The 23,687-nt window shown below is 69.0% G+C and carries 15 protein-coding genes and 2 pseudogenes; 5 read left to right on the top strand and 12 right to left on the bottom strand.

The annotated features are described in order from the left end of the window. Positions 1–53: 53 nt before the first annotated feature. The 4 genes from QEG98_RS18275 to QEG98_RS18260 form a co-directional block, all read right to left on the bottom strand. Complete coding sequence (locus tag QEG98_RS18275; protein WP_316567545.1) at positions 54–320, bottom strand: hypothetical protein; 267 nt, start codon at positions 318–320, stop codon at positions 54–56. Continuing rightward, positions 286–975, bottom strand: a complete 690-nt coding sequence (locus QEG98_RS18270; protein WP_316567544.1) for a hypothetical protein — start codon at positions 973–975, stop codon at positions 286–288. The genes QEG98_RS18275 and QEG98_RS18270 overlap by 35 nt, the downstream gene beginning before the upstream one ends. A gap of 1,247 nt (positions 976–2,222) precedes the next feature. Then, positions 2,223–2,639, bottom strand: a complete 417-nt coding sequence (locus tag QEG98_RS18265) for a ComEA family DNA-binding protein (protein WP_316567543.1) — start codon at positions 2,637–2,639, stop codon at positions 2,223–2,225. A gap of 4 nt (positions 2,640–2,643) precedes the next feature. After that, positions 2,644–3,921: an aspartate kinase gene (locus QEG98_RS18260; RefSeq protein ID WP_316567542.1), complete on the bottom strand. Its 1,278-nt coding sequence runs from the start codon at positions 3,919–3,921 to the stop codon at positions 2,644–2,646. A 135-nt stretch (positions 3,922–4,056) separates the two neighbouring features. Between QEG98_RS18260 and hutH the strand changes: the two are divergent. Beyond that, positions 4,057–5,581 (top strand): annotated as a pseudogene (hutH, locus tag QEG98_RS18255) (histidine ammonia-lyase). A gap of 181 nt (positions 5,582–5,762) precedes the next feature. Here hutH and QEG98_RS18250 read toward each other — a convergent pair. The 7 genes and pseudogenes from QEG98_RS18250 to QEG98_RS18215 form a co-directional block, all read right to left on the bottom strand. Then, positions 5,763–5,945 (bottom strand): hypothetical protein, encoded by a 183-nt coding sequence (locus QEG98_RS18250; protein WP_316567541.1) that lies wholly within the window; start codon positions 5,943–5,945, stop codon positions 5,763–5,765. 27 nt (positions 5,946–5,972) lie between these two features. Then, positions 5,973–7,079 carry a fatty acid desaturase family protein gene (locus QEG98_RS18245; RefSeq protein ID WP_316567540.1) on the bottom strand — a complete coding sequence of 369 codons (1,107 nt, stop codon included), beginning with the start codon at positions 7,077–7,079 and terminating at the stop codon, positions 5,973–5,975. A gap of 24 nt (positions 7,080–7,103) precedes the next feature. Next, positions 7,104–13,753 (bottom strand): annotated as a pseudogene (locus QEG98_RS18240) (SDR family NAD(P)-dependent oxidoreductase). 60 nt (positions 13,754–13,813) lie between these two features. Next, positions 13,814–15,187 (bottom strand): SDR family oxidoreductase, encoded by a 1,374-nt coding sequence (locus QEG98_RS18230; protein ID WP_316567537.1) that lies wholly within the window; start codon positions 15,185–15,187, stop codon positions 13,814–13,816. A 227-nt stretch (positions 15,188–15,414) separates the two neighbouring features. Beyond that, complete coding sequence (locus QEG98_RS18225; RefSeq protein WP_316567536.1) at positions 15,415–16,530, bottom strand: Gfo/Idh/MocA family oxidoreductase; 1,116 nt, start codon at positions 16,528–16,530, stop codon at positions 15,415–15,417. 113 nt (positions 16,531–16,643) lie between these two features. After that, the gene (locus tag QEG98_RS18220; protein ID WP_316567915.1) at positions 16,644–17,135 is read right to left on the bottom strand and encodes a GFA family protein; all 492 of its coding nucleotides are present in this window, start codon (positions 17,133–17,135) and stop codon (positions 16,644–16,646) included. Between the two features lie 29 nt (positions 17,136–17,164). After that, positions 17,165–17,398, bottom strand: coding sequence for a hypothetical protein (locus QEG98_RS18215; protein ID WP_316567535.1), 234 nt, complete (start codon positions 17,396–17,398; stop codon positions 17,165–17,167). Here QEG98_RS18215 and QEG98_RS18210 point away from each other — a divergent pair. From QEG98_RS18210 to QEG98_RS18200, 3 genes are read left to right on the top strand one after another with little or no spacing between them, the layout of a single operon-like run. Beyond that, a complete protein-coding gene (locus QEG98_RS18210; RefSeq protein WP_316567534.1) occupies positions 17,397–17,996 on the top strand; it encodes a hypothetical protein in 600 nt (199 codons plus the stop codon). The two genes, QEG98_RS18215 and QEG98_RS18210, sit on opposite strands and share 2 nt — an antisense overlap. After that, positions 17,993–19,294, top strand: a complete 1,302-nt coding sequence (locus QEG98_RS18205; RefSeq protein WP_316567533.1) for a radical SAM protein — start codon at positions 17,993–17,995, stop codon at positions 19,292–19,294. Before QEG98_RS18210 ends, QEG98_RS18205 begins: the two co-directional genes overlap by 4 nt. Beyond that, a complete protein-coding gene (locus QEG98_RS18200) occupies positions 19,285–20,334 on the top strand; it encodes a formylglycine-generating enzyme family protein (protein ID WP_316567532.1) in 1,050 nt (349 codons plus the stop codon). Before QEG98_RS18205 ends, QEG98_RS18200 begins: the two co-directional genes overlap by 10 nt. 22 nt (positions 20,335–20,356) lie before the next feature. Here the strand turns inward: QEG98_RS18200 and QEG98_RS18195 are convergent, their stop codons facing one another. Further along, positions 20,357–21,223, bottom strand: coding sequence for a 2-oxo acid dehydrogenase subunit E2 (locus QEG98_RS18195; RefSeq protein ID WP_011553487.1), 867 nt, complete (start codon positions 21,221–21,223; stop codon positions 20,357–20,359). A 1,937-nt stretch (positions 21,224–23,160) separates the two neighbouring features. On the opposite strand from QEG98_RS18195, the gene QEG98_RS18190 reads away from it, so the two are divergent. Then, positions 23,161–23,664 carry a methyl-accepting chemotaxis protein gene (locus QEG98_RS18190; RefSeq protein ID WP_316567531.1) on the top strand — a complete coding sequence of 168 codons (504 nt, stop codon included), beginning with the start codon at positions 23,161–23,163 and terminating at the stop codon, positions 23,662–23,664. Positions 23,665–23,687: the final 23 nt, after the last annotated feature.

The following is a 23,687-nucleotide window of genomic DNA, read 5'->3' as shown; positions in this document are numbered from 1 at the left end:
GGTGAAGGACTGGACTTTCTCCAGCCCTCGAGAAGGCGGAAGCAGTCGTCGTTTCAGGGCGAGGCGGCGTCCGCGTCAATCTGCGCGATCAGCCGAGCCGCCGCCTGGTGGTCCGGGTTCAGCGCCACGGCGTCGTCCAGGAGTGAACGGGCGGCTGCCGTGTCCTTCAGCTTCAGCGCCACGCGAGCACCGAGCAGGTAGGCGCGCAGCAGCGTGCTGTCGGCCTGGCGCAGCCCTCCAAATCCCTGGCCACCGCCTCGAGCGACTCCGGCGGCGACCCGGCGATCAGTGCGTACTCGGCCCGAGCCAGCGTGCTCCACGGGTACGGGGCGCTCTCCACGTTGCGCAGACGCTCGGCCAGGGCCAGGAGTCCGGCGCCGCCAGGACGGAGGCATGGAGGGCGCGTGCCTTGAGCCGCGCCGCCGCGGCACTGGGCGGCTCGGACTCCGGCGCCTTGCTCAGCTGGGCCAACTGCACGTCCAGCTCCTTGCGAAGCGTGTCGGTGGTGTCACGCAGGGACGCCATTTCGCGCGCGTTGGCATCCTGCTCCTGCTGGAGTGAGGTGCGGCGCGCCACCTGGTCGGCAAGGACGCGCATCTTCGCCGCGGCCTCCAGCCCGCGGGCGATGGCAGCGCCCCGGAGACGCAGACGCTCGGCATCCGCCTGGGCATCCGACAGACTCAGCGTGAGCGCTACCGCCAGCTCGGCCTGGACGTCGACGTAGCTGGGATTCTCGGTGGCGATGGTTCGCAGCCGTTCGATGGCCTGATGACGGTTGGACGAGTCATCCCGACGGAGCAGCACCGACGCACGGTCCGTCGCATCCACCACATGGGCGGGGATCTCCACCCCGCGGTTCTTCAGCGCAATGTAGCCCAGCGAGGCCACCACGATGAGTCCAACCAGGATGGCCAGCACCACCCGGGGACGGATTCGCTGGGAGCTGCCGTGCTCGAACGCCCGCGCTCCGTCCATCGACAGGCGGGTCGACGCAATCAGGTCCGGAGGCAGCTCCAGCGGGGCCCGGCGTGATGCGGCCCCGGCCAGAGGGCCCAGGTCCGAGGCACTGGAGTCATTGAGGGCACTCAGCCCCCTGCCCCGGCGCCCGGCGTCGCGGTGGGCTCCGAGTCTGGCGGGAGCTGGATGCCACTGTCGGCGCCGGACAGCGGTGACAGGCCGAAGGGCTCGTCGCTCGGACGCCCACGAAGGGCTCGGCGGCATCCGGTGACGACGTGGGGGCATCGCCGGACAGGCTCGCGGGCGCGGGAACGGGCGGCACGGAGCCGACGATCCGCTTCGACCCCACAGGTGCCTCGGAGGCAAGCGGCGGAACGGCGCTGAACGTCTGGCTGCGCCCCAATGGAGCCACGGAGTCGCTCGCGGGAGGCGCGGCGAATTCAACGGGGGCGCCGTCCGCCGAAGCGGAGCCCTGGGATGCAACCTGCGCCCCACCGGCGTGAATCGGGCTCACGGGAGGCGGCGTGGGCACGGAACCCGGGTCTGGCATCCTGAAAGCGCCAGCCTGAGGAGGTGCATACGCACCAAAGGTCTGGGTCGCGTTGCCGGGCGCCACGGAGCCAGGTCCGGCACTCGCTGGCGCCCCGTGTTGCTGTCCGGAAACCGTGCCGTAGGTCTGCGTCTTTCCCACGGGGGGGATGACAGGCGCCACCGGAGGAACCGCGCCGAACATCTGCGTCCCGGCTCCGGGAGTTCCGCCCTGCGACGAGGTGCCAGCATCGGCAGCCGGTCCCCTGAAAGGCATCGTCCCGAACGCCTGCGTCCTGCCCACAGGGGGCACCGCCCCGAACGCCTGTGTCGCGTTGTCAGTTCCCCGCCCAGGCGCCGGAGCTGCCCCGAAAGTCTGGGTGGTTCCCACGGGTGCCACAGGAGGCACCGCGCCGAACGCCTGCGTCGTGTTGTCGGCGCCCTGCCCCTTCGACGCCACCGCACCGTACGACTGCGTCGTCGTCACGGACGAACCCGTCGTGGCGCCAGGGGAGTTCCCGCGAAGAGCTGCGTGGACTTCATGCTCGAGCGCGCGGGCCCCGCCCCGCCCGTCACCGCCGGAGTCGAGCGCGAGGGCGGCGGCGCACCGTGTGGCGTGGCCATGAACACGTGACCACAGCGCGTGCACTGGACGGAGGCGCCCCCGGCGGCAGCAAGCGGGAGTCGAGGACGTACTGCATCGAGCACTGAGGGCACGAGATCTGCACTCGACGTGCTTACCACACGGGCCCGGCGTCGGGAGGCGCTCCAAGCGCCGTGGCCGCCCGGAGGGTCTGCAACTTGGCGGACCCCACGCCCCGGACGGCATCCACGTCATCCCAGCTCTTGAAACCGCCCTGCTCCTCGCGGGCCTCCACGAGGCTCCGCGCCAGGGAGCGCCCGACGCCCGGGAGCAAGGCGAGCTCCTCCTCGGTCGCCGAGTTCAAATCCAACGGACGCCCCAGGGCCAGCGCCTGGGCCCCGGTCGGCACGGCGCCGTCTCCACAGGTGGCCACACCATCCGGACGGATCCGCACTGACTCAGCGGCGCAGTCCAACGCGGGCGCCGTATCCGGCCAGCGCAGGCGTGCGACGACGCCCACGCCCAACACCCCCAGCGCGACGGCGGCAAGCGCGGCGGTGCGGCTCGCCACGCGCTCAGACCTTCTCGCCCATCAGGGCCGCCATCTCAGAGACGGCGGAGACGCCTTCCGGCGGCATCGGCTGATCCAACCCGAAGGCGGTGTGCAACGCGCGCACAGCCAGCTCCGTGTACTTGGCCTGGACCACGCAGGACACCTTGATCTCCGACGTGGAGATCATCTGGATGTTGATGCCCTCGGCGGACAGCGCCCGGAACATCCGCGCCGCCACACCCGAGTGATTGCGCATGCCCACGCCCACGATGGACACCTTCGCGATGTCCCCGTCCGTCTCGATACCGGACGCGCCAATCTCCTCAGCGACCTTCCGCACCAATTCCTGCGCGGCGAGGAAGTCCGCCTTGCCCACGGTGAAGGTCACGTCCGTGCGTCCGTCCTTGGACGGGTTCTGCACGATGAGGTCCACCACGATGTGCTTCTCATCGAGCGGACCGAAGATCTTCGCCGCGGCGCCCGCGACATCCGGCACACCGCACACCGTGATCTTCGCCTCGTTGCGGTCATACGCGACGCCGCGGACCAGCACATCCTCCATGGAACTGTCCTCCTCACACACGAGGGTGCCGGGGTCATCGGTGAAGGACGACTTCACCCACAGCGGCACTTTGTACTTCATGGCGAACTCGACCGAGCGGATCTGCAACACCTTGGCGCCCACGCTGGCCAGCTCCAGCATCTCCTCGTAGGTGATGCGGTCCAGCTTGCGCGCGGACGGAACCATGTTGGGGTCGGTGGTGTAGACGCCGTCCACGTCCGTGTAGATTTCACAGGCGTCCGCGTTCAGCGCGGCGGCCACGGCCACGGCGGTGGTGTCGGAGCCGCCACGGCCCAGCGTGGTGACGCTGCCGGACTCGTCCACACCCTGGAAGCCCGCCACCACGACGATGTGGCCCCGAGCCAGCGCGGCGCGGATGGGCTGCGCGTCGATGCTCTTGATTCGCGCTTTGGAGAAGGTGCTGTCGGTGACGATGCGCACCTGTTGGCCGAGGAAGCTGGTCGCCTTCCCCTGCTGGGCGTGGATGGCCATGGCCAGCAGGCCGATAGAGACCTGCTCGCCGGTGGCGACGACCACGTCCTGCTCGCGCTCGTCCGGCCGGTCGGTGATTTGCGCCACCAGTTTCAGCAGCCGGTTCGTCTCGCCGGACATGGCGGACACGACGACGACCACGTCATGCCCCGCCTCCTGGGCGGCCAGGCAGCGCAGGGCCACGCTCTTGATGCGGGCCACATCACCTACGGAGGTACCGCCATACTTCTGGACGATGAGTGCCACGGCGCCTGCAACCTCCCTCTCCAGACGGGCGGGAGCTATACGAGCCCGGCCGGCGGGTGTAAAGCGCCGGCCAGCACCTCCGCACCCGTTTACGTTAGGGTGCCCGCCCTTTCGTCGCACCCATTGGAGTCCCGAATGTCGCGCCCCCGTATCCTCATCGACGGTGACACCCTGAAGCTCGAGGAAATCCTCCAGGTGGCTCGCAACGAGGCCACCGTGGAGCTGTCGCCCGACGCCGCCACCCGCGTGCGGGCCTCGCGCGCCCTGGTGGACCGCGTCGCCGCCGGAGACACGCCCGCCTACGGTATCAACACCGGCTTTGGCACGTTGGCCGAAGTCCGCATCGACAAGAAGGACCTGCGCGACCTCCAGCGCAACCTCATCCTCTCCCACGCGTGTGGCGTCGGCACGCCCCTCCCCTTCCCGAAGCGCGGGCGCTCCTGCTGCTCCGCTGCAACGTGCTCGCCAAGGGATACTCCGGCATCCGCATGGAGACGCTGGCCCTGGCGCTGGACATGCTGAACCGGGACGTCGTGCCCGTGGTCCCCGAGCGGGGCAGCGTGGGCGCCTCCGGGGACCTCGCCCCGCTGGCGCACCGGCGCTCGTCTTCATCGGCGAAGGTGAAGCCTTCTACCAGGGCCAGCGCATGCCCGCGAAGCAGGCGCTGGAGCGCGCCGGCCTGCAACCGGTGGTGTTGGAGGCCAAGGAGGGCCTCGCCCTGGTGAACGGCACGCAGGCCATGTGCGCGGTGGGCACCCTGCTCCAGCTTCGCGCGGAGTCCCTGGCGGACATCGCCGACGTCGCGGGCGCCATGACGCTGGAAGGGCTGCTGGGAAGCCACAAGCCCTTCATTCCTGAGATTCACGACGTGCGCGCGCACCCGGGCCAGAAGGACGTCGCGGCGCACCTGCGGCGCATCCTGGTGGGCAGCGAGCTGGTGGAGTCGCACGTCAACTGCAGCAAGGTGCAGGACCCCTACTCCCTGCGCTGCATGCCGCAGGTGCACGGCGCGGCGCGCGAGGGCATCGCGTTCTCCCGGCGCATCCTGGAGGTGGAGGTCAACAGCGCCACGGACAACCCGCTCGTGTTCGCGGACACGGAGCGCATCGTGTCGGGCGGCAACTTCCATGGCCAGCCCATCTCCCTGGCCATGGACGTGGTGGCCATGGCGCTGACGCAGCTGTCGTCCATCAGCGAGCGGCGCGTGGAGCAGCTCGTGAACCCGTCGCTGTCCAACCTGCCGGCGTTCCTGGCGAAGAACTCCGGGTTGAACTCCGGCTTCATGATCGCGCAGGTGACCAGCGCCGCGCTGGTGGCCGAGTCCCGCGTGCTGAGCCACCCCGCGTCCGTGGATTCGATTCCGTCATCCGCGGGCCGCGAGGACCACGTGTCCATGGGCATGACGGCGGCGCTCAAGGGCCGTCAGGTCAGCGACTTCGCCCGTTCGTGCCTCGCGATTGAAATCCTGGTGGCGGCGCAGGCCCTGGACTTCCGCCTGCCGCTGAAGCCCGGCAAGGGCGCCCTCGCGGCGTACGAGCTGGTGCGCTCGAAGGTCCCCCACATGGACAAGGACCGCGAGCTGCACCTCGACATCGAGGCGGTGAGCCGGCTCGTCGACTCTGGCGAGCTGCTCGCGGCGGTGCGCTCCGCCACGGCCTGACGCCGTACGAGCGGCAGCGACGTCTCGTCCCATGACGAAGGGCCCGGAGCCGAGCGCTTGCTCTCGATGGCTTCGGGCCCACCACCTGTCGTACCAGCAGCCCTCGCAGCCATCGAACGCGGTCGAAGGAGTGGTGCCATCCAGCGCGCTGCCGTTCAGCTTCGCGGCCTCACGACAGGCCCTACAGGTCGAGCACGGTCCTCGGCCGCGCGTCCTGGGGGACTTCCGCCGCCAGCAACGCATAGGTGGAGGCGAATCGGCTGTCGCCCCGAATCACGGGAGTCTTCGCGAACCACCGCGCGGTCACGCCCGCGAGCCGGCGGTGGTAGTCGAGGAGGTAGGACTCGGTGTCGGAGGGAGGCATGGTGCCCCATAACATAGGCGCAGCCGTTCACCGGTTCAGGCCGTGTTCGAGACTTGCCCCACCTCCCTTGAGCTGGCTGCGCAGCGCTTCCGTCGAAATCGAAGGCGTCCCATCCGGAGCCATGAGCGTCTGTCCGTCCTCGGCATAGAGCGCCGGGCGCCGGTACAGCATCCGAAGCGCGTGCAGGTGCGGGTACACCTGTGACGCTTCGGGGTTGAGCTCGCGCAGGTGCTTGCGAAGCAGCGGCGCGAACTTCGGGCTCATGGCCGGGAAGATGTGGTGCTCCTGGTGGTGGCTGAAGTTGTAGTGCAGCCAGTCCATCACCGGATGCGTCGCCACGCTGGCCGTGTTCACGAAGGGGTTGTCCGACTCCTCGTGCGCGGCCAGCAGCCAATGGTTGGTGGCGATGTAGATCATCAAGGTGATGTTGCCGATGAGGAGCGGAAGGATGAGCGCATAGAGCGCCCCCAGCGGCCCCATCCACCAGCCCACCGCGACCCACCCCAGCAGCACGAGCACCGTGAGGACGCGCTCCCGCGTTCGATGCATGTGCACATGCTTGAACTGCGGCAGCCGGCTGTGGTGCCAGAGGAAGGCCTGTCCCTGGGCGGTGAAGAAGAAGCTGAAGCTGACGAAGCTCAGCAACGAACCCGATCCCGGGGACATCGCGTGGAACACCTTCGCGAACCACTGGGTCCGCCACTCGCTCTGACGCGGCAGGATGTCCGGGTCCCGAACCAGGACGTTCGCCGCGCTGTGGTGTGCCTGGACGTGCCACGCCCGCCAGTTCCCGGGGGTCACCAGGAACGGGCTGAAGCCCACCCAGCCCAGGAGACTCTCCAGCACCCTGCTGCGAAACACCGCGTGGTGCAGCGCCTCATGCGCCGCCAGCCCCACGGCCGTCACCATCTGCCCGAGCACGAACGAGATGAGCAGGCACGCCCACCATGGCAGCCGCTCGCTTCCCGCGGCCCACATCAAGACCACCATCACCGGAACCAGCCCGAACGCGACGATGCCTCGCAGGGGCTGCGGCTGGAAGGACTCCGGCGGCATCACCCGGCGCAGCTCCGACCGCAGCCACCGGGGGTCATCGGCGGGAATGGGACCCGCCTGGGGATTGGAAGAATTCATGCGTTCACCCGAAGGAAGGAGGTCTCAAGCCATGGGCCGCGCAAGGCCGCCCTCGAGCAACATTCGAAGCCGTCCCGCATCGTCGAGCGCAGCGACGGTGCCGCACTCCAGCAGGTCGCCATCCACTCGCGGAGGAAGTGCCTTCAACGAGAGGTGAAGCGGCGCTCCACCGCGGACGTCCACCAGGCCACGATCGAACGTGGCCCGCTGGAACTGGATGGGCGCGAACACCGCGCTCGACTCCCCATCCACATGCATCGCGCTCAGCCGCAAGGCGGCATCCAGGACGAGCGCGGGCACGGTGCTGCCCGCCTGACGAGGCTCGGTCGGCAGCCCCAATCGCGCGAACCGGGCCGACGGCTCGATGCGAATTTCCTCCAGGCAGTCGAACATCTTCCGCAGCTCGATGGGCGCACCGGCGGCGCAGTGTGGGTCGTGGACCCGCAGTGCCTGTCCCGACGGTGCCGCCGCATCCAGCTCCGGCGTGCCCCGCGGCGGCTCCGCCGTCAGCGTGAACCGCGCCTCCGCATAGACGAGGTCCTTCTCCAGCACGCCCCCCGAGGCATGGACGATGTCCCCCATCAGCCGGACCCTCACGCCATGACATCCGGGCTCATCGATGAGGGGCGTGCATTCGGCGCGCAGGTGCTGACGGCCTCCCTGCTTGACCCGGATGAAGCGTGAGAACCGGACGTCCTCGATGGTGACGGTGCGCAGCTCTGGCCGCCCGTTGCCCACCGCGGCTTGCAGCATCAAGTCCAACGCCCAGGCCCCCGGCAACGTGGGCGTGCCACGCACGAGGTGGTCCTCCAGGCACGGCACACTCGCCGCATCCACGACCAGCTCGCGCTGAACGGGCCCCGCCGACAGAGAACGCGCCTCCTCCGCGGGCAAGACCTCCAGTGCGTAGTAGGAACGCTCGCTCTCCGTGAGCTGGACGTTGATGGCCTGTCGAGGCCGCCCATCCACGAGTTGGAGGAAGAGCGCTTCCCCTTCCTCCGCTCGGATTCCTCGCAGATGCCGGCTGGCACCGAGCACGCGGTACTCCGAGCCCCGTGTCATGCCGATTCCGTCCCAAGCCAACCAGCCCACGCTGCACCAGCGGACCACCTGGCTCGCGTCGCTGACCCAGGCGCAGAGCCGGTCCAGCGCCTCGTTCGCCGCGCCGTAATCCGCCTGACCGTCATTCCCGATGTAGCTGAACGCGGAGGTCAGGACGTGGAACGGCACCGGCCGAGCAAGCCGATCCACGCAGGCGTCCCGCAGGTTCCTGAGCCCCAGCAGCTTGGTGCCCAGGTTCGTGCGCAACTCCCCGAGCTGCCTGCGATTCAACTTCTTGGACGTCTGCGTGCCCGCCCCATGCACCACCAGGTCCAGTCGCCCATGCGTGTCGACGATTTCCTGGACCACGCGGTCCACGTCCGCCGCTCGCGTGACGTCCGCGGCCCGGTAGAGCACCTCGCCCGGGAGCCGGCCCAGGCCCTCCAGCGTGGCCTTCAGCTCGCGAGCGGCCAGGAAGCGCTCGAAGCGCTTGCGCAGCTCTGGCATGCGCACGCCCCGATTGCTGGCCAGCTCCGAGGCGTAGAACTCCCGCTCCATCGCCGGAAGGTCTTCCTCACGGGCCTGGAGCACGCGCAGGGGTGCCTCATCCGGATCGCTCCGCCCCAACAGGACCACCTTGCATCCAAACCGCTTGAGCAGGGCTCCCGCGAGGACTGCCGTGACGCCCCGTCCCCCGCCCGTGAGCAGGACCACCGAGCGAGAATCGAGCGTCGCCGCCGGGTCCGCCGTGACGTCCGTCACCCGCAACACGCGGACACAGCGCACCGGACCGTCGAAGCAAACCTCGATGGAGTGATTCCCGCCCGCCTCCGAGCCCAGCTCAGCCTCGGCCAGTTCGAGCGCCTCCTGGAGCGGCATGGCCGTGGTGGAGACGGCACGAATGTTCCGGGCAGGCACTTCCCGCCCGATGGACTTGAGCATCCCCGCGAACAGTCCCGACATGGGATGCAGGCACCGCCGTGGGCCCACAGCGCCAATGCACAGACTCACCAGTTCCACCTCGCCACGAGACAGGCGCTCATAGGCGCGACGGGCGGCCAGGAAGAGCAACTCCAGGGCCCCGTGCTTCGTGGCCGTGTCCGCGACCGCAGAGGCCTCGAGCGCCCCTGCCTCGATGCGGGTGACCGCGAGGATGACCTCGGGCTCGAAGCCAAGGGCGGCCAGCCGGGCCTCCGCAGAGGTGTCGGTCGTGAGGTCGATGTACCGGAGGCGTCCCGAATCCGAACCTGTCCCCGGACAGAGAATCAGGTGCTCCGATCCGCACAGGGCCTCCGCACGAGCTGCAAGCTCGCGCGCGAGCGCCACGTCCTCCGCGATGAACAGCACCCGACGGCCTCTGAGATACGACGGCCGCGTCTTCCGAGCTGACCGCTCCACCAGCACGGGCGACAGATACTGAATGGGCGCGGCGTGGTCGAAGCCTCCCGCTGCGGCTTGCAACTCGGCTCCTGATGCGCCGTTGACGGGTGACGACGCGGATTCAACAGAGCGGGAAGGAGCAAGCCGCACTCCCTCTGACGGTCGGGACGGCAGTTCGCTCCGGCCGTCCGTCACGGCATCAGGATGCGTCCGAAGCGGTGACGTGGAGGCGTCAATCCGCCCTCCCTGCTCCGCTGCCCGAGATGACACGCCAAGCTGGCCCTCCGTTGCGGCATGGGCGTGGGCTCGCGACGAGGACTGCATTGATTCCACGGGCAGCCCGCCCTCCATCGGCTGGAGCCGCACTTCGAGCCGGACACCTGTCGCGGCATCGGGGTGGAACCGCAGCGTGCCAGCACGACCATCCGCCGCTGCGTGTACGGCGCGCAGCAACGCCAGGCTCTCCGCCGCCGAGTGCGGTGGCAGGTCGACACCCGCACCTGTCCCCTTCGCGCCACGGGTGGAAAGCTGAAGGTGGCACATGGGCTTCAAGCCGAGCCTTCGGGCCTTCTCCGCCGTCGTCACCGCGAAGAGCGCCGCGCCTTCCTCGGGCTGCTGCGCCCCTCTGACTTCACCCGGCCTGCCAATGTGCGTACTGCCCACGAGGACCAGCTCGAAGCCGCTCTCCAGCAGCCCCCGCGCAGCCTGGAGCGCCGCCGAGGACGACGCAGCCCCCGCATCCACCACGAAATTGGGCCCCTTGACGTCGAGCGCCCCCGCGACACGGCCGGGCGTGACGTTCGGCATCATCCCCTGGAGCGTGTACGGCCCCGAGGGACGGAGGCTCTCCATCACCGCCGAGTGAAGACGCTCCGCCAGGGGCAGCACCGCGGCGGATGCTGGCTCGCGACGAGCCTTCTCACTCAAGCGCCGTTTCAGTGTGAAAGCCAGGACACGCTGGACCGCCTCGACACCACGGCGCGTCTTGCCCTCGAGCCCCAGCACGATGGCCGTCCCTGAACGAAGCGCGTCGAACGCCCCCAGCTTCTGGGCGAGCGCACTCCCGACCACGAGCCCGAGGTGCTGCGTCGCATCCATGTCCTCGGAGATGTCGGGCAACAGGCGCACCGTGGGCGGCAGGCGCAGTGCCTGTAGATCGAAGCGCGCTCCTACCTCGACAGGGACACCCGCTTCGGGCCGCCCGCGTCCATCTGGGAACAAGCCCTCCGCGGCCACGACCACGAGTTCGGCCTCCGATGGGATGCCCTCGCGGGACCTCGGCGCCGACGAAGGCCCCCGGTACTCCTCCAGCACCAGGTGGGCATTGGTTCCGCCAAAACCAAAGCCATTGGTAGCGGCACGACGAGGTAGTTCGCCATTCTCCGGCCAAGGCTGCTCGCGCGTGTTCACGTCGAAGCCGGGCCCCATGGCGCGCAGCGCGGCACCGGGCGCATCGAAGTTGGACTGCACCGGGAAGATCCGGTGCTCCATCGCCTTGCACAGCTTGATGACCGAAGCAGCCCCCGCGGCCCAGCCAACGTGACCAATCAGCGCCTTGACGCTGGCGAGCTGAACGCCACTGCGCTTGCCACCAAAGACGCGGGCAATCGACCGGAGCTCGGTGGCGTCCCCCGCGGGAGTCGCCGTTCCGTGCGCCTCGATGTACTGCACGCTCGCCGGGTCAACCTGGGCCCCCGAGTAGCACGCCTCCATCGCCGCCACCTGCCCCTCCGACCGGGGCACATTCGCCGAGCTGCTCCGTCCATCACTGGAGAGCCCCGCGCCTCGAATGACGGCATGGATCCGGTGCCCCGCCGCGACGGCGTCCTTCAGGCGCATCAGCCCAACGACGCCCGCGCCTTCACCGAAGATGACGCCGTCCGCGCGCGCGTCAAAGGGCCGGCTCCCCGTGGCGGACAGTCCATTGAACTGCGAGAACAGACAGCTATTGCCCGGCCCCGGCGAGAACACGCCGCCAGCAAGAATCAGGTCCGAGTCCCCTCGCTCCAGCGCCTTCATGCCCAGCGCCATGGCATAGAGCGACGACGCACAAGCAGCGTCGAGCAGCGTGGTGGCAACACCCTGCCCCACCACGTCCGTCACCACGGCCTGCAGGGTGGGATGCGGCGCCAGGTCACGGGAGATGGCCTCCACCCCAAGTGCCTCACGCGCCGCGCACGCCAGCGCCGCGATGTCATGAACCCGCTCCCCCCGGGCACTCAGCAACGCCTCTCCAGCCTCCACGCTCAGCGCGGCGTCGTACTCGGCCGACCCTTCCGCCGTCGAACCGAGCAGGCACTGGATGCGCCCCGGCGACTTCGATGCCAGCGGCTTCAGTCCCTGCATGGCCTGCGAGAGGGCGATGGCCAGCAGCTTCTGCTCGCGGACGTACTGCTGGAAACGCGTCGGGTCGAAGCCCGGCGGCGGAACCAGGTCCTCATCCCGCACATACCCCGTGAGCAGGGTGTACGTCCGGTCTGGAGTTCCCGCGGGACCCGCGAAGTCCGTCACCAACTCGGGCTGCAACAGGCCCTGGTCGACGATGCCGCTGATGCCCTTCCGGATGTTCTGCCAGTACGTTTCCGGGTCCTTCGCGCCCCCCGGAAGGATGCAGCCCAGCGACACCACGGCAATGCCGCTTTCGTCGACCTCGGCGGCATCCACGGACTTCGGCTCGATGCCAGCCGACGGGGCAGACCGCTCCGCCGGAAGCAGCTTGCTGATGACGCTCACCTCGGCGGCCGTCTCCTCCGGGATGATTTTCTGGACGATGCGCGCCAGGACGCCCGTGGTTCCGCAGTCGACGAAGCGCGCGCATCCCGCGCGGGAGAGCGTCTCCACCGTCCCCAGGAAGTCGAACGAGCGCACCAGGTGCGATGCGAGCGCATCCGCCAATTCTGGCCGCCCGCCCACATAGGCGCGCCGTTCAATGGGCGAATAGATACGGCCGCGCGGCGCCTGCATGGGGACACGGCCCAGCATCTCGCGGAAGGCCTTCGCGGCCGGGGCCATGTCCGGATGGTGGAAGGGGTACCGGCTCGAAACGAAGGTGAATCCCTGCCCCCGGCCTTCCAGCAGCGCGCGGAGCCGCGCGAGCTGATCGCGCGCTCCCGCCACCACCGTCTGCCGCGCGTGGTTGCGTCCCGCGATGTGCAATCCCGAAGCGCCGCACTCCGCGATGGCGCGAACGGCCTCGGACTCCCCGAGCGCCACCGCCGCCAGCGTTCCGAAGTCGTCGGGAAGGACCTGAAGCGCTCGGATGCGGTGGCAGACGACCTGCGCGCCAGCGCGCAAGTCGAGCGCACCCGCCGCCGTCATCGCGGCAATCTCCCCGAAGCTGTGCCCCACGAACACGTCCGGGCTCGCCCCTGTCGCTGCATCCACCGGGCGCCCAGGACTCCGGACAGGTAGATGCCCAGTTGGTCGAGCTGAGGCAGCTCATCCAGCGCACGCCGGACGTCCGAGACGTCACGCGCGGCGAGCAACGGCTCCGCCTCCACGCCGGCCGCACGACATGCGGCGGCGACCCCCTGAAGCTCGCCCTCGAGGTCAGGGTCGAGCGCCTTCAATTGGAGATAGAGCCCTGGCTCAAACGAACCCTGCCCGGCGAACAGAAATGCCGTCGCGCCCGGCGGCAGCACCAGCGCGTCGGGGCTCTTGGCAGCGCTCGCCGCGGACGCCCCCTCCAACGAAACGACGCGGGATGTCCCCAGTGACGCAGGGTCCGCGAGCAGCGACTTCGCCAACGCCCGGATGGACTCCGGAAACACCTCCTTGAGTGCGGAGCCTCCCTGCTGGACACAGTCCCGGAAGCTCCGTGCCCCGGCGCGCTCGAAGATGCCGGACAACGAATCGAAGCACCGCAGGAACGACTCGGGAAACGAACACAGGGCGCCCGATGTCCGGTCCGCACAGAGAACCGTCTGGAAGCCGCACGCCACGGGCGTCCCATCGCTCTTGAGGGTCCGGAAGCAGAAGCGGATGGAGACCGCTCCCCGCTCCTCCAGCGTCGTCAGCACCACCAACCGATCTCCCAGGTTGGCCGGTGCCAGGTTGCGCGAGTAGCCCTCGTAGGTGAGCAGCAGCACCTGGTCGAAGTCGCGCCGGAACTCCGGCACGTCGAACACGTCCGGGCTGAAGAGCAGGTGCTCCCGCCCAGCACACTGGAACTTGAAGTTCGTGAGGAAGTGATGGCTCCCGTAGGCCATCGTGTCATCGAAATGAATGTCGTACGGGACCGCGAAGTAACCCATGGCGATTGGCTCCGGTACGAGGTTCAGGAATCGAGCGCGAGGAGCGCTCGCACGTCGTGCTCACGGCTGTGAGACCCGCGCGGCCCCCGGGACGCCGTGCCTCCGACGCGCCCGGCAGCAGCCCGTCCACCGTGCCGGAGAGCCCCCATCCACCACCCAGATGGCGCCGTTCACCCGGCGCGTCTTGGGCCCCAGGAGGAGCTCGGTGACGTCGGCGACATCCTCCGCGGTGCAGATCTCCCCGCCCGGCGTCGCCGACTCCCAGCGCGCGACCCGGCTCGCGGCGTCGGGGAACATGCGCAGCAGCTCGCCATGCACCGGTCCCGCGGACACGCAGTTGGTCCGGATGCCATCCGGTGCCAGCTCCGCGGCCAGGTAGCGCGTCAAGGACTCCACCCCGGCCTTCACCACGCCCTGGCATCCCAGGTCGTGCATGTACCGCTGGGACATGGAGGTGGACATCGTCACGATGCTGCCGCCGCCACGCCGGGCCATCAGGGGCCGCGCGCGTAGGGCGCACTCATAGGTCCCCGTGATGCAGGTGCGGAACGCCTTGTCCCAGTCGCGCGGAGTAATCCGGTCGAACGGTCCGATGAGGCCGTTGGACGCGTTGCACACCAGGAAGTCCAGCCCACCGAACTGCGCCTCGATGCTGGCGAACATCCGGTCCAGGTGCTCTTCCTGCGCGACCGAGCCCCAGGCGTGGAACGCCTTCCCTCCTGCGTCAACAATCTCCTGAACCGTCCGCTCTCCTTCGTCACGGGAGTGGAACGAGTTCACCACCACCGTCGCCCCCGCGCTGGCCAGGCGAGCCGCGATGACCTTGCCAATCCCCTTCCCAGCGCCCGTAACGAACGCGACCTTCCCCGCGAAGGGCAGCACGGCGGGCGGCGGCGACTGACGCGGCGCTCGGTCCTCGCGCACGGGCGCCGCGACCGCCAGCCGGGCGCGCGCCATCTCACAGATAGAGGAAATCGTCCGCAGCCGCTGCGATGGCTGCAGAGCATCGGTCAGGCCCAGCTCCTTGACGAGCACGGCCATCACCTCGGCCTGCTTGACCGAGTCGATGCCCAGCTCGTCCTCCAGGTCCGCCTCCGGCGTCAAGAGCGCTTCCGGATAGCGCGTCACCCGAGCGAAGACGGCACGGACCCGCGCCTCCAGGTCCTCCACCGGTGAGCCCGCTGACGACACCGGGGGCACGGGAGCCACGACAGGCGCCGGTGGAGGCGTTGCGACGGCGCCGGCCTGCGTGTCCGCGAGCAGCCGCGCCACCACGTCCGCCATCGCGCTCAACGTACGCGCCTGAGCGCCCCGTGGCAGCCGCTCGGACGGAATGTTGAACTCGCGCCCGACCACGGCCGCGATCTCCGCCAGCTTGACGGAGTCAATGCCGAGCTCGTCCTCGAGCTGCGCGTCCGCCGTCAGGATGTCCACGGGGTACCGCGTGACGTCAGCGGCACAACGGCGAATCCGCTGGAGAACGTGCTCGACCGCGTAGGTGCCCTGATGAGCTGCGTGTGTTGTCATTGCCGACCCCTGGTTTCCCGGTTCGCGGCAATGAATGCATCAAGGGTCTGACACGACTTGCGGAGGCGGATGTCGCCACACATTCAGCGCACGAAGAAGCTCGCACGCTGGAAATATTTCCAGTGGACGCAAGTTCATCCTTGCGCTGGCGCGGGCGCGTTCACTGGCGCTGGCGGCCTGGCCGCGGGGCGGACGATGAGCTGGTCCAAGGACGGCCGCCGCTTCATCGGGAATGCGTCCAGCTTCACCGGACGCCCCGTCCTCGCGGACTCCTGCATCGCGGTGATGACGCGCACGTCCGCGAGCCCTTCCCGGCCGGACGGCCCGGGCTCCTGGTCCTCCAGCACGCACTTCGAGAAGTAGAGCAACTCCGGCGCGAACTGGTCGTGCGTCGCGAAGACGCGCTCCTCCGTCTTGCCCTCCAGCGTGAGGACATGCTTGCGCTCCTTCTCGTAGCCGAACGCGGACTCGACGAGCAGATCGCCCTTCTCCCCCACCACCCGGTAGCTGGAGACCGCCGACGCGGCGTGGCTGATGCCGAACTGCGCGATGCGCCCATTCGAGAAGCGCATCAACGCGAAGGCCGTGGCATCCACGCCCTTGAAGCGAGGGTCCTGCTCCTCGTTGGTGTAGCAGAACACCTCGGTGGGCTCGTCACGGAAGAGGTAGCGCGCGGCGTTGATGGGGTACGGCCCTTCGTCGAGCAGCGCGCCTCCGCCCACGTCCACGCGCGTCCGGATGTCCCCGGTCCGCACCTGCTGCGTCAGCAGCGCCGACATCATCAGCGGCTCACCCAGGCGCCCCGAGCGCAGCAGGTCGATGGCCCGCAGGTTCGCCTCCTCGAAGTGGAGCCGGTAGGCGATCATCAGCTTGACATGATGCTCGTCCGTGACGCGAATCATCGCCTCACAGTCCTCCACCGAGGTCGCCATGGGCTTCTCGCAGAGGACGTGCACACCCGCGCGAGCGGCCCGCTCGGTGAAGGCGCGATGCTGGGTGTTGGGCAGCGCGATGTACACCGCATCCACGTCCGCATCGCGCAGCACCTGTTCAAGGTCGTCGTAGCTCGCGGTGTGGCGCACGCCGTACATCTTCCCCAGCACGTCGCGCTTCTCCGCGTCGGAGGAAATGAGCGCCACCAACTCCGAGTTCTCACGGGCGTGCTGGAAGGCCGGAAGTACAGCCACCTGCGCGATATTCCCCGCGCCCACCACCGCATACCGGATTCGCCGCGAGCTGCCCTGTGCCATCGATTGCCTCCGCGTATGAGAGACACGCTGGCCCCCCGAGGCACCCGCCACAACCCACGCTCCGGGCAACGTCGTGCCGCCCGTCCGGACAGCAGGCGGCCCCCCGAGCCGCTTCAGTCCACTTCCGCGTCGTGGCGCTGATGCCACTCCGCGATGGACTCCTTCGGGTAGCGCTGGAACTTCTTGTCCTTCTTGCCCGCATGGACGGGCACCCAGTCCGGCTTGAACTCGAGCATGATGTGGACCAGCTCGGGCGCCTGGGGAAGCGGCGTGTCGATGGCCGACGCGAACGGATGGATGAGCTCCGGCCACGTCGGGTCATACAGCCACAGCGCGGAGCCGCAGCGGCCACAGAAGTGGCGCTGCCCCTTGCTCTGGTGCGCCTTCGCGTCCTCTGGATTCTGGATGCGCGCCCGGTACACCTTGACGTGCTGCTGGCCGCGCACCTTGAGCGAGCGCGCGTCCCCCGACAGGTTGATGGCGAAGCCTCCGCCCCCTTGTGTCTTGCGGCACACGGAGCAGTAGCACCGCATGAAGGGAAACGGGTGATGCGTCTCCACGCTGAACCGCACGCCGCGACAGTGGCAGGAGCCTTCGAGCTTCATCACGGGTCCTTGGAGAAAATGGGCACGCGCTACGGCCCCAAGCTATTCAGCGCGCCGCGGGCCGGCATGCCGTCCTTGCCGTTCCACCCGCCGCCCACGTCGAAGCGCTCGGCATGGCCGAAGTCACCGGCGCATCCCAGCAGCACGTGGCGCAATTTTCCGCTGATGTCCGACATTTGACCCGACACCTTCCAGGAATGCCGTGAATGCTCGGCTCTGGCGCAGTTCGCGGAGGTGCGCGGCACGCGGTAGAACGCCGGCATGTCGGACTCGGACGACTTCCGCCTCAATGCGTTGGCGCGCTACCGCAAGACGTCGAGCCAGCTCGCGCTGGAGGTCCACAGCCATTGCGAGGTGCCCGCGGGCTGTGGCGGTGTGGTGCTTCGCTGGCGAAGGCCCGGTGCATCCATCGGCCTGTCGCTGTTCTCCTACGTGAATGGCGTCCCGGACGGCGGCCTGTTCCTCGATGGGAATCCCCTCGTGGAGCAACGGGTGCTCGTCACCCCGGGTGCTCACGTCCTGTCATTTGAAGTGAACCGTCCCGGGGACAAGGGCTTCGTCCTGATGCAGGCCCGCCTGGATCCGGAGATCGCCAGCGCGGTCCACCCGAAACTGGCATCCGCTCCGGATGGCCGATGGAAGGCCACGACACGGCCACCTCCCGAAGGCTGGCGCCTACCGGACTTCGCCGACGCGGGCTTCGCGCCGTTGGTGCAACGGCCCGTTCCCGAACCGAAGACGAACGAGCGCTGGCGGTGGCAGATGATCAAGGACGACGCCACGGGCCTGGGCCTGGCATCGAGCGCCACGAAGGCCTGGGTGCGGTGGTCCTTCCACGTGGACGACGAGGGCTTCAAATGAGCCGCCCTTCCCTGGTGCTCATCCCGCAGCACTTCGGCGCCCTCCTCTTCGACCGGCGCTCCTCTCGCTACATGCCGTTCGACGCCCCCGCGGCGGCCGTGCTGACCCGGCTCACCGAGCACACCGCGGACGACGTCATCGGTGATGCGGAGGCTGACGACCGGGACGCCGTCATCGGGCTCATCCAGCACCTGTCGATGAAGGGCTACCTCCGGATGGACGGCCGGCTCGCGGCGGCTCGCATCGACCGGGCGCCCCCACCCGACCACCTGCTGGGCCCGCTCGCCGTCCACCTGGAGGTCATTGGCGCGTGCAACCTCACGTGCACGCACTGCTTCGCGGGGGAGCTGCCGCGCAATCAATCCCCGCTCTCCGTGAAGGAGATGGACGCGCTCTTCGCGCAGCTCGCCGGACTGGGCAGCTTCCGGCTGGGACTCACCGGCGGCGAGCCGCTGATGCGCAAGGACCTGCTGGACATCCTCGACGCGGCGACGGGCCACGGCCTCCATCCCTGCATCACCACCAACGCGCTGCTCGTCGACGAACGGTGGGCGCGTGAGCTCGGCAAGCGCGAGCTGGTGTGGCTGAACGTGTCGCTGGAAGGCGCCCAGGCGGGGACGAACGATGCCGTGCGGGGCGCTGGTGTCTTCGACCGGGTGATGGAGAAGCTCGCGCTGCTCGGCCAGCATGCGCGCTTCACCCTCGCCTTCACACTGACGCGCGACAACGTGGCGGAAGTCGAGGCCTGCGTCGAACTGGCCCGGCGGGTGGGCGCGCATACCGCCGTCTTCCGCCCGCTGTACCCCGTCGGCACCGCCACCCGGCACCCAGAGCTGATGCCCACGTTCGACGGCTACGTGGGCGCACTCGCGCGGCTGGAGCGCGTCGAAGCCAATTCGGACCTCTTCGCGTTGGACCCCTTCAGTCCTTCGGCGCGCGAGGAGCTGCGCGGCGTCGTGACGGAAGGCCCGGGCTGCGGGGCCGCGAACACGGTGGCCTCCGTCTCCGTCCAGGGCAACGTGAATCCGTGCAGCTTCCTGGGCCGGGCCTTCGAGTCCGGCAACATCCGAACGCGCCCCTTCGAGGACATCTGGCGTGACGGCCAGGCCTTCCAGCGCCTCCGCGCGAAGCAGACGGGAGACCGCTTCACCGGGGGCTGCCGCGCGCGTGCGCAGTTCTACAATGGCTCCGCGTTCGCGGAGGACCCCTGGCAAGCCCAGTCCCTGGGAGCTGCCACGGAGTCACATCCACTGCCCGTGCTCGGCGCGGAGCGGGGCCAGGGGGGCGCATGTCGGTAATCCAAGCCGCGCTGGGGAAAGCCCGGGTCCAGCGCACCAGTGGAGACCTGGAAGGCGCCGCCGCGACGCTGGACGCGGTGGCCTGGCAGGCACGCGAGGACGTCCTGCCGCTACTCCAGGACGTGTTGGAGCAGCTCACCGTCATCGAGAACGGCTTCGTGTTCCGCTATGTCCCCGCGGGCACGTTCATCATGGGCAACGACGAAGGAGAACCCGACGAGCGCCCCGCCCACGCGGTGACGTTGTCCGCGTTCTGGATGAGCGACACGCCGCTGTCCTGGAGCGCCTTCGCTCGCCTCCTGGATTGGCCCGAACCGCCCGAGTTCCCCACGAACGAACAACTCGACGGATTCGCCGACAGCTTCTCGTACTTCAACGACTCGAAGATTCGTCTGCAGTACTGCGAGAACGACACCCTGCAGGCCAGTGACTGGCACGCCCACGCCAGCCACACGCGATGGGAAACCGGCGACGGCGTCATCAAGACCTCACAGGAATTGTTCGGCACGCCAGCGCGCGCGGGCGAGGGCCCGCTGCGCTTTGACCGGAAGCCCATGGTCGCGGTCGCCCCTTCGCTCGCGGAACGGTTCGCGCGGCGCTTGAGCACGCCTTCCGTCACCTATCGCCTGCCCACCGAAGCCGAATGGGAGCGCGCGGCGCGGGGCTGCTTCCGTGGCGCGGCGTACCCATGGGGGAACGAACCTCCCGATGCGAGTCGCGCGGACTTCGACCGCTTCAATGACTTCTCGCTCCGCCCCATGCGCGCCTTCCCGCCCAACGACTACGGCCTCTTCGGCATGGCGGGCGGCGTGAGCCAGTGGTGCCAGGACCACTACGACGCCGGCTATTACCGGCGCTCGCCGAAGACGTCCCCTGTCTGCGTGCTGGGCGAGGACATCCCCGAGCGCGTCCACGTCCTGCGAGGCGGCTCGTGGGCGGACTGCGCGGACGCGCTGCGGGTCAGCTTCCGCTCCGCGAGCGACACCGGGGCGACGCCCAACATCGGCATCCGCCTGGTCCGGGTTCCCTCGCGGAGGTGAGGCCAGCGGCTTGTGCGCCGCCCTACCCCACGGCGGCGACCGGCGCCGCGTCGGCGGTCTCCGGAAGCGCGTCGAAGCTCTCGAACGGGTTCTCCAGCATCTCCCGGAGCGTGTTGGCGAGCACGCCCGCGTGGAACCCGTCGATGAAGCGGTGGTCGAACGTCGCGTTGATGTTCATCACCTTGCCCGGCACCACCTTGCCGTCCTCCACCACGGGCACCTCCTTCACCGCGCCGGGCGCGACGAAGATGGGCACGCGCGTGTACGGCGCCAGCGGAACGTAGGCCGTGTCCAGCCCCAGCGAGCCCACGTTGGTGATGATGGCGGACCCGAAGGCGTCCTTCGGCATGCCGAACCGGCTCATGTCCAGGTTCAGCGTGTACATGAAGAAGGACAGCAGCCACGTGAAGGTGTTGAGGAACAGGTAGGGAATCTTCTGGATGGTGCCCTTGCCCTTCTCCAGGGCCACGTCCCGACGCTCGCGCACGCGGCGCACCGCCTCCTCCAGGTCGTTGGCAATCTCCTTCAGGTTCTTCTTGTCCGCGTCCTCGATGCGGGCCGACGTGAGGTCCACCTTTCCGCCGTCCGTCTGGACGACGAGCGTGGACAGCGTCACGCGCTGGCGCAGGTAGATGCGGTTGAAGCGGAGGATGGCGTTCGCGTCCGGGCAGCGCCGCAACGCCTCGCCCATGGCCTTGGCCACCAGGTGCGTCACCGTGAGCCGCACACCCGTGCGCTGACGGAAGGCCTCGATGTAGGCCATCGCCTTGTCCATGCGGACGGTCAGCGTTCCGTAGACGGTGGGGTCGTACGCCGTCTTCCAACTTCCAATCGCAAGCTTGCGAAAGCTCGACAGGTCCCGCTTGGGGATCAACTCCAGATGCGCCATGGCCCCAGTGTCGCCGCTTGGCCCACCCCATGGGAAGGGCGGGTCCCCCGGCTGACGCCTATGCCCGCCGCGGACTCAACATGACGCACCGGGTCGCCGTTCAAACCCGATCGGAACGGGGTCCGGACGCGGAGGCTCATCCGGCTTTTCAGGAACAACCCTGCCGGTGGGCCGCTCCCCCCACGGGCTGCCGGAGCGAGGAATTCACCGGAAGTATAAAATTCGCGGCATTCATTGCCTGCCATGCTCTCTGTGGACGTCAATTCCAAGCAACGCCAATCGATTCTCGGGAGAGGTCGGGAAGACCCATTTACATTCGGTGCCCGGGCGGAAGACCATACGCACTCCATGGCTGGCTTCCGCTTTTGTTCCGCCCTCTTGCTGATGTTTGCCCTCACGTCCTCGGCCCACGCGGCCGAGGCGGGACCTCCTGTCAACGTGCTCGACGGGTGGCGCTTCCGATGGGGTGACTCCCCCGTGGGCTCGGATGGCACGCCCCTGTGGGCGAAGGAAACGGGGGATTCGAAGGAGTGGCGGACCACGCCCGCGCTCACGGCGCCAGAGGGTCGCGGCGACCACAAGTTCATGTGGCTCAGCATCCCCATCCCCGACGGCGGCTGGACGGACCCCGCGCTGTACCTGGGCGAAATCACCCACGCGCTCGAGGTGTACGCGGACGGCCAGCGCATCTACACGAGCGGCAAGATCCGGCCGGACAGCTACGAGGTTGGCGAGAACCTGTCCTGGCACATCGTGCCCCTGCCGCGCGACGCGCAGGGCAAGCGCGTGCTGCTGCGCATCCAGTCCAGCAATCCCAACATCGGCGTGTCCCAGGCCGCGCAGGTGGGCTCGAAGTATGACCTGCTGGTCTACGTGACGCGCCAGGGCCAGGCGCCCTTCGTCATCTGCTGCCTGCTGCTGGCGGTGGCGCTCGGCGCGGGTGGCGCCTTCGCGCTCCACTGGCGGCGCCGGATGCTGGCGGGCCTGGCGGTCTCCGCGGCCAGCGGCGGCCTGATCCTCCTGGGCCTGAGCGGCATGCCCACGGCGCTGTGGGGATCGTCCGCCGCCGCCACGCTGGGCACCACGGTGGGCATCTTCCTGCTCGTCGCCGGTCTGATGGAGTTCGTCTCGGACGCGCTGCTCGACAACCGGCGCGGCTGGTTCCAGAAGGCGGCCATGGTGTTCTCGCCCGTGGCGGGCGTGTGCGCCCTGGCGACGCTCCTGGACCTGGGCATCGGGCAGCGCATCCTCGTGCCCTTCCTCCCCATGGCGATGGTGGTGCTGCTGGTGGTGCTCTCGGTGGCCATCACCCAGGCGTGGTTGGGCAACCCGGACGCGCGCCTCTTCGTCGGAGGCTTCGCGGGGCTCGTCCTCTCCATCGTCCTCACCGTCCTCCCCGTCATCGGCCTGGTGGGCTGGTCGCTGGGCAACGTCACGCACTGGGGCTACGTCGCGCTGACGCTGTCGCTGCTGGGCATCGTCACCCGCCGCTCCATCATGGTGGTGCGCACGCTCGAAGCGCACACCCACCAGCTGGAGGCGCGCGCGCAGGAAGTGCGCAACCTGGCCGAGCGCATGGGCAACGGCGCCGGCGAGCTCGCCACGGTGGTGCAGCAGCTCCGCTCGTCCAGCGACGAGCAGACCGAGGGCGTCAGCCGTCAGGCCGTAGCGCTCCAGGAGGCGGAGCAGACGGTGAAGGAGATCCGCCGCAGCTCGCAGATGACGGCGGAGAAGGCCAGCGCGCTCGCGGCTTCCGCGGAGAGCGCCGAACAGGTGGGCCGCGAGGGAACGGCCGCATTGGAGCGCACGCTGTCGGACCTGGCGGCCATCCGCACCGAGGTCTCCGACATGGCCCGGCGCATCTTCGCGCTCGACGAGCGCACCCGCGAGGTCTCCGGCATCGTGGACTCCGTGAAGGACCGGCGGACCAGTCCAACATGCTGGCCATCAACGCCGCCATCGAGGCGGCGCGCAGTGGGGAGAGCGGCCGTGGCTTCGGCGTGGTGGCCCGGGAGATGCGCGGCCTGGCGGATCAGTCCATCCAGGCCACGCACCGCATCCGCGAGGTGCTCGACGGCGTCAGCAACAGCATGCGTGAGGCGGCCCGCTCCAGTGAGAAGGGCGACGAGCGCGTGCGGATGAGCCTCGACGCCGTGCGGACCTCCAGCGCGCAGTTCCAGCAGCTGGCCGACATCATCGGCGACACCAGCTCCAGCGTGCGGCAGATCACCGCCGCCGTCAGCGCGCAGGATGCGGGCACCCACCAGATGGCCCAGGCCATCCAGGAGCTGTCCGGGCAGATGCAGCGCACGCTGAAGACGGTGCAGGAGACACAGGAAGCCACCCGCTCCGTGCAGTCGCTCGCGGAGAGCATGTCCGGCATGGCCAGCCAGACGCTCAAGGCGGAAGGGCTGTCCGTGCCCGCGGCACAGGCGCGCTGATTCCGCGGCCTTCACCTCCGAGC

The organism is Myxococcus sp. MxC21-1 (assembly GCF_032612255.1).
Lineage (GTDB): Bacteria > Myxococcota > Myxococcia > Myxococcales > Myxococcaceae > Myxococcus > Myxococcus virescens.
The sequence above is the reverse complement of the archived record's forward strand: the minus strand, read 5'-3'. Positions and strand labels throughout refer to the sequence as shown.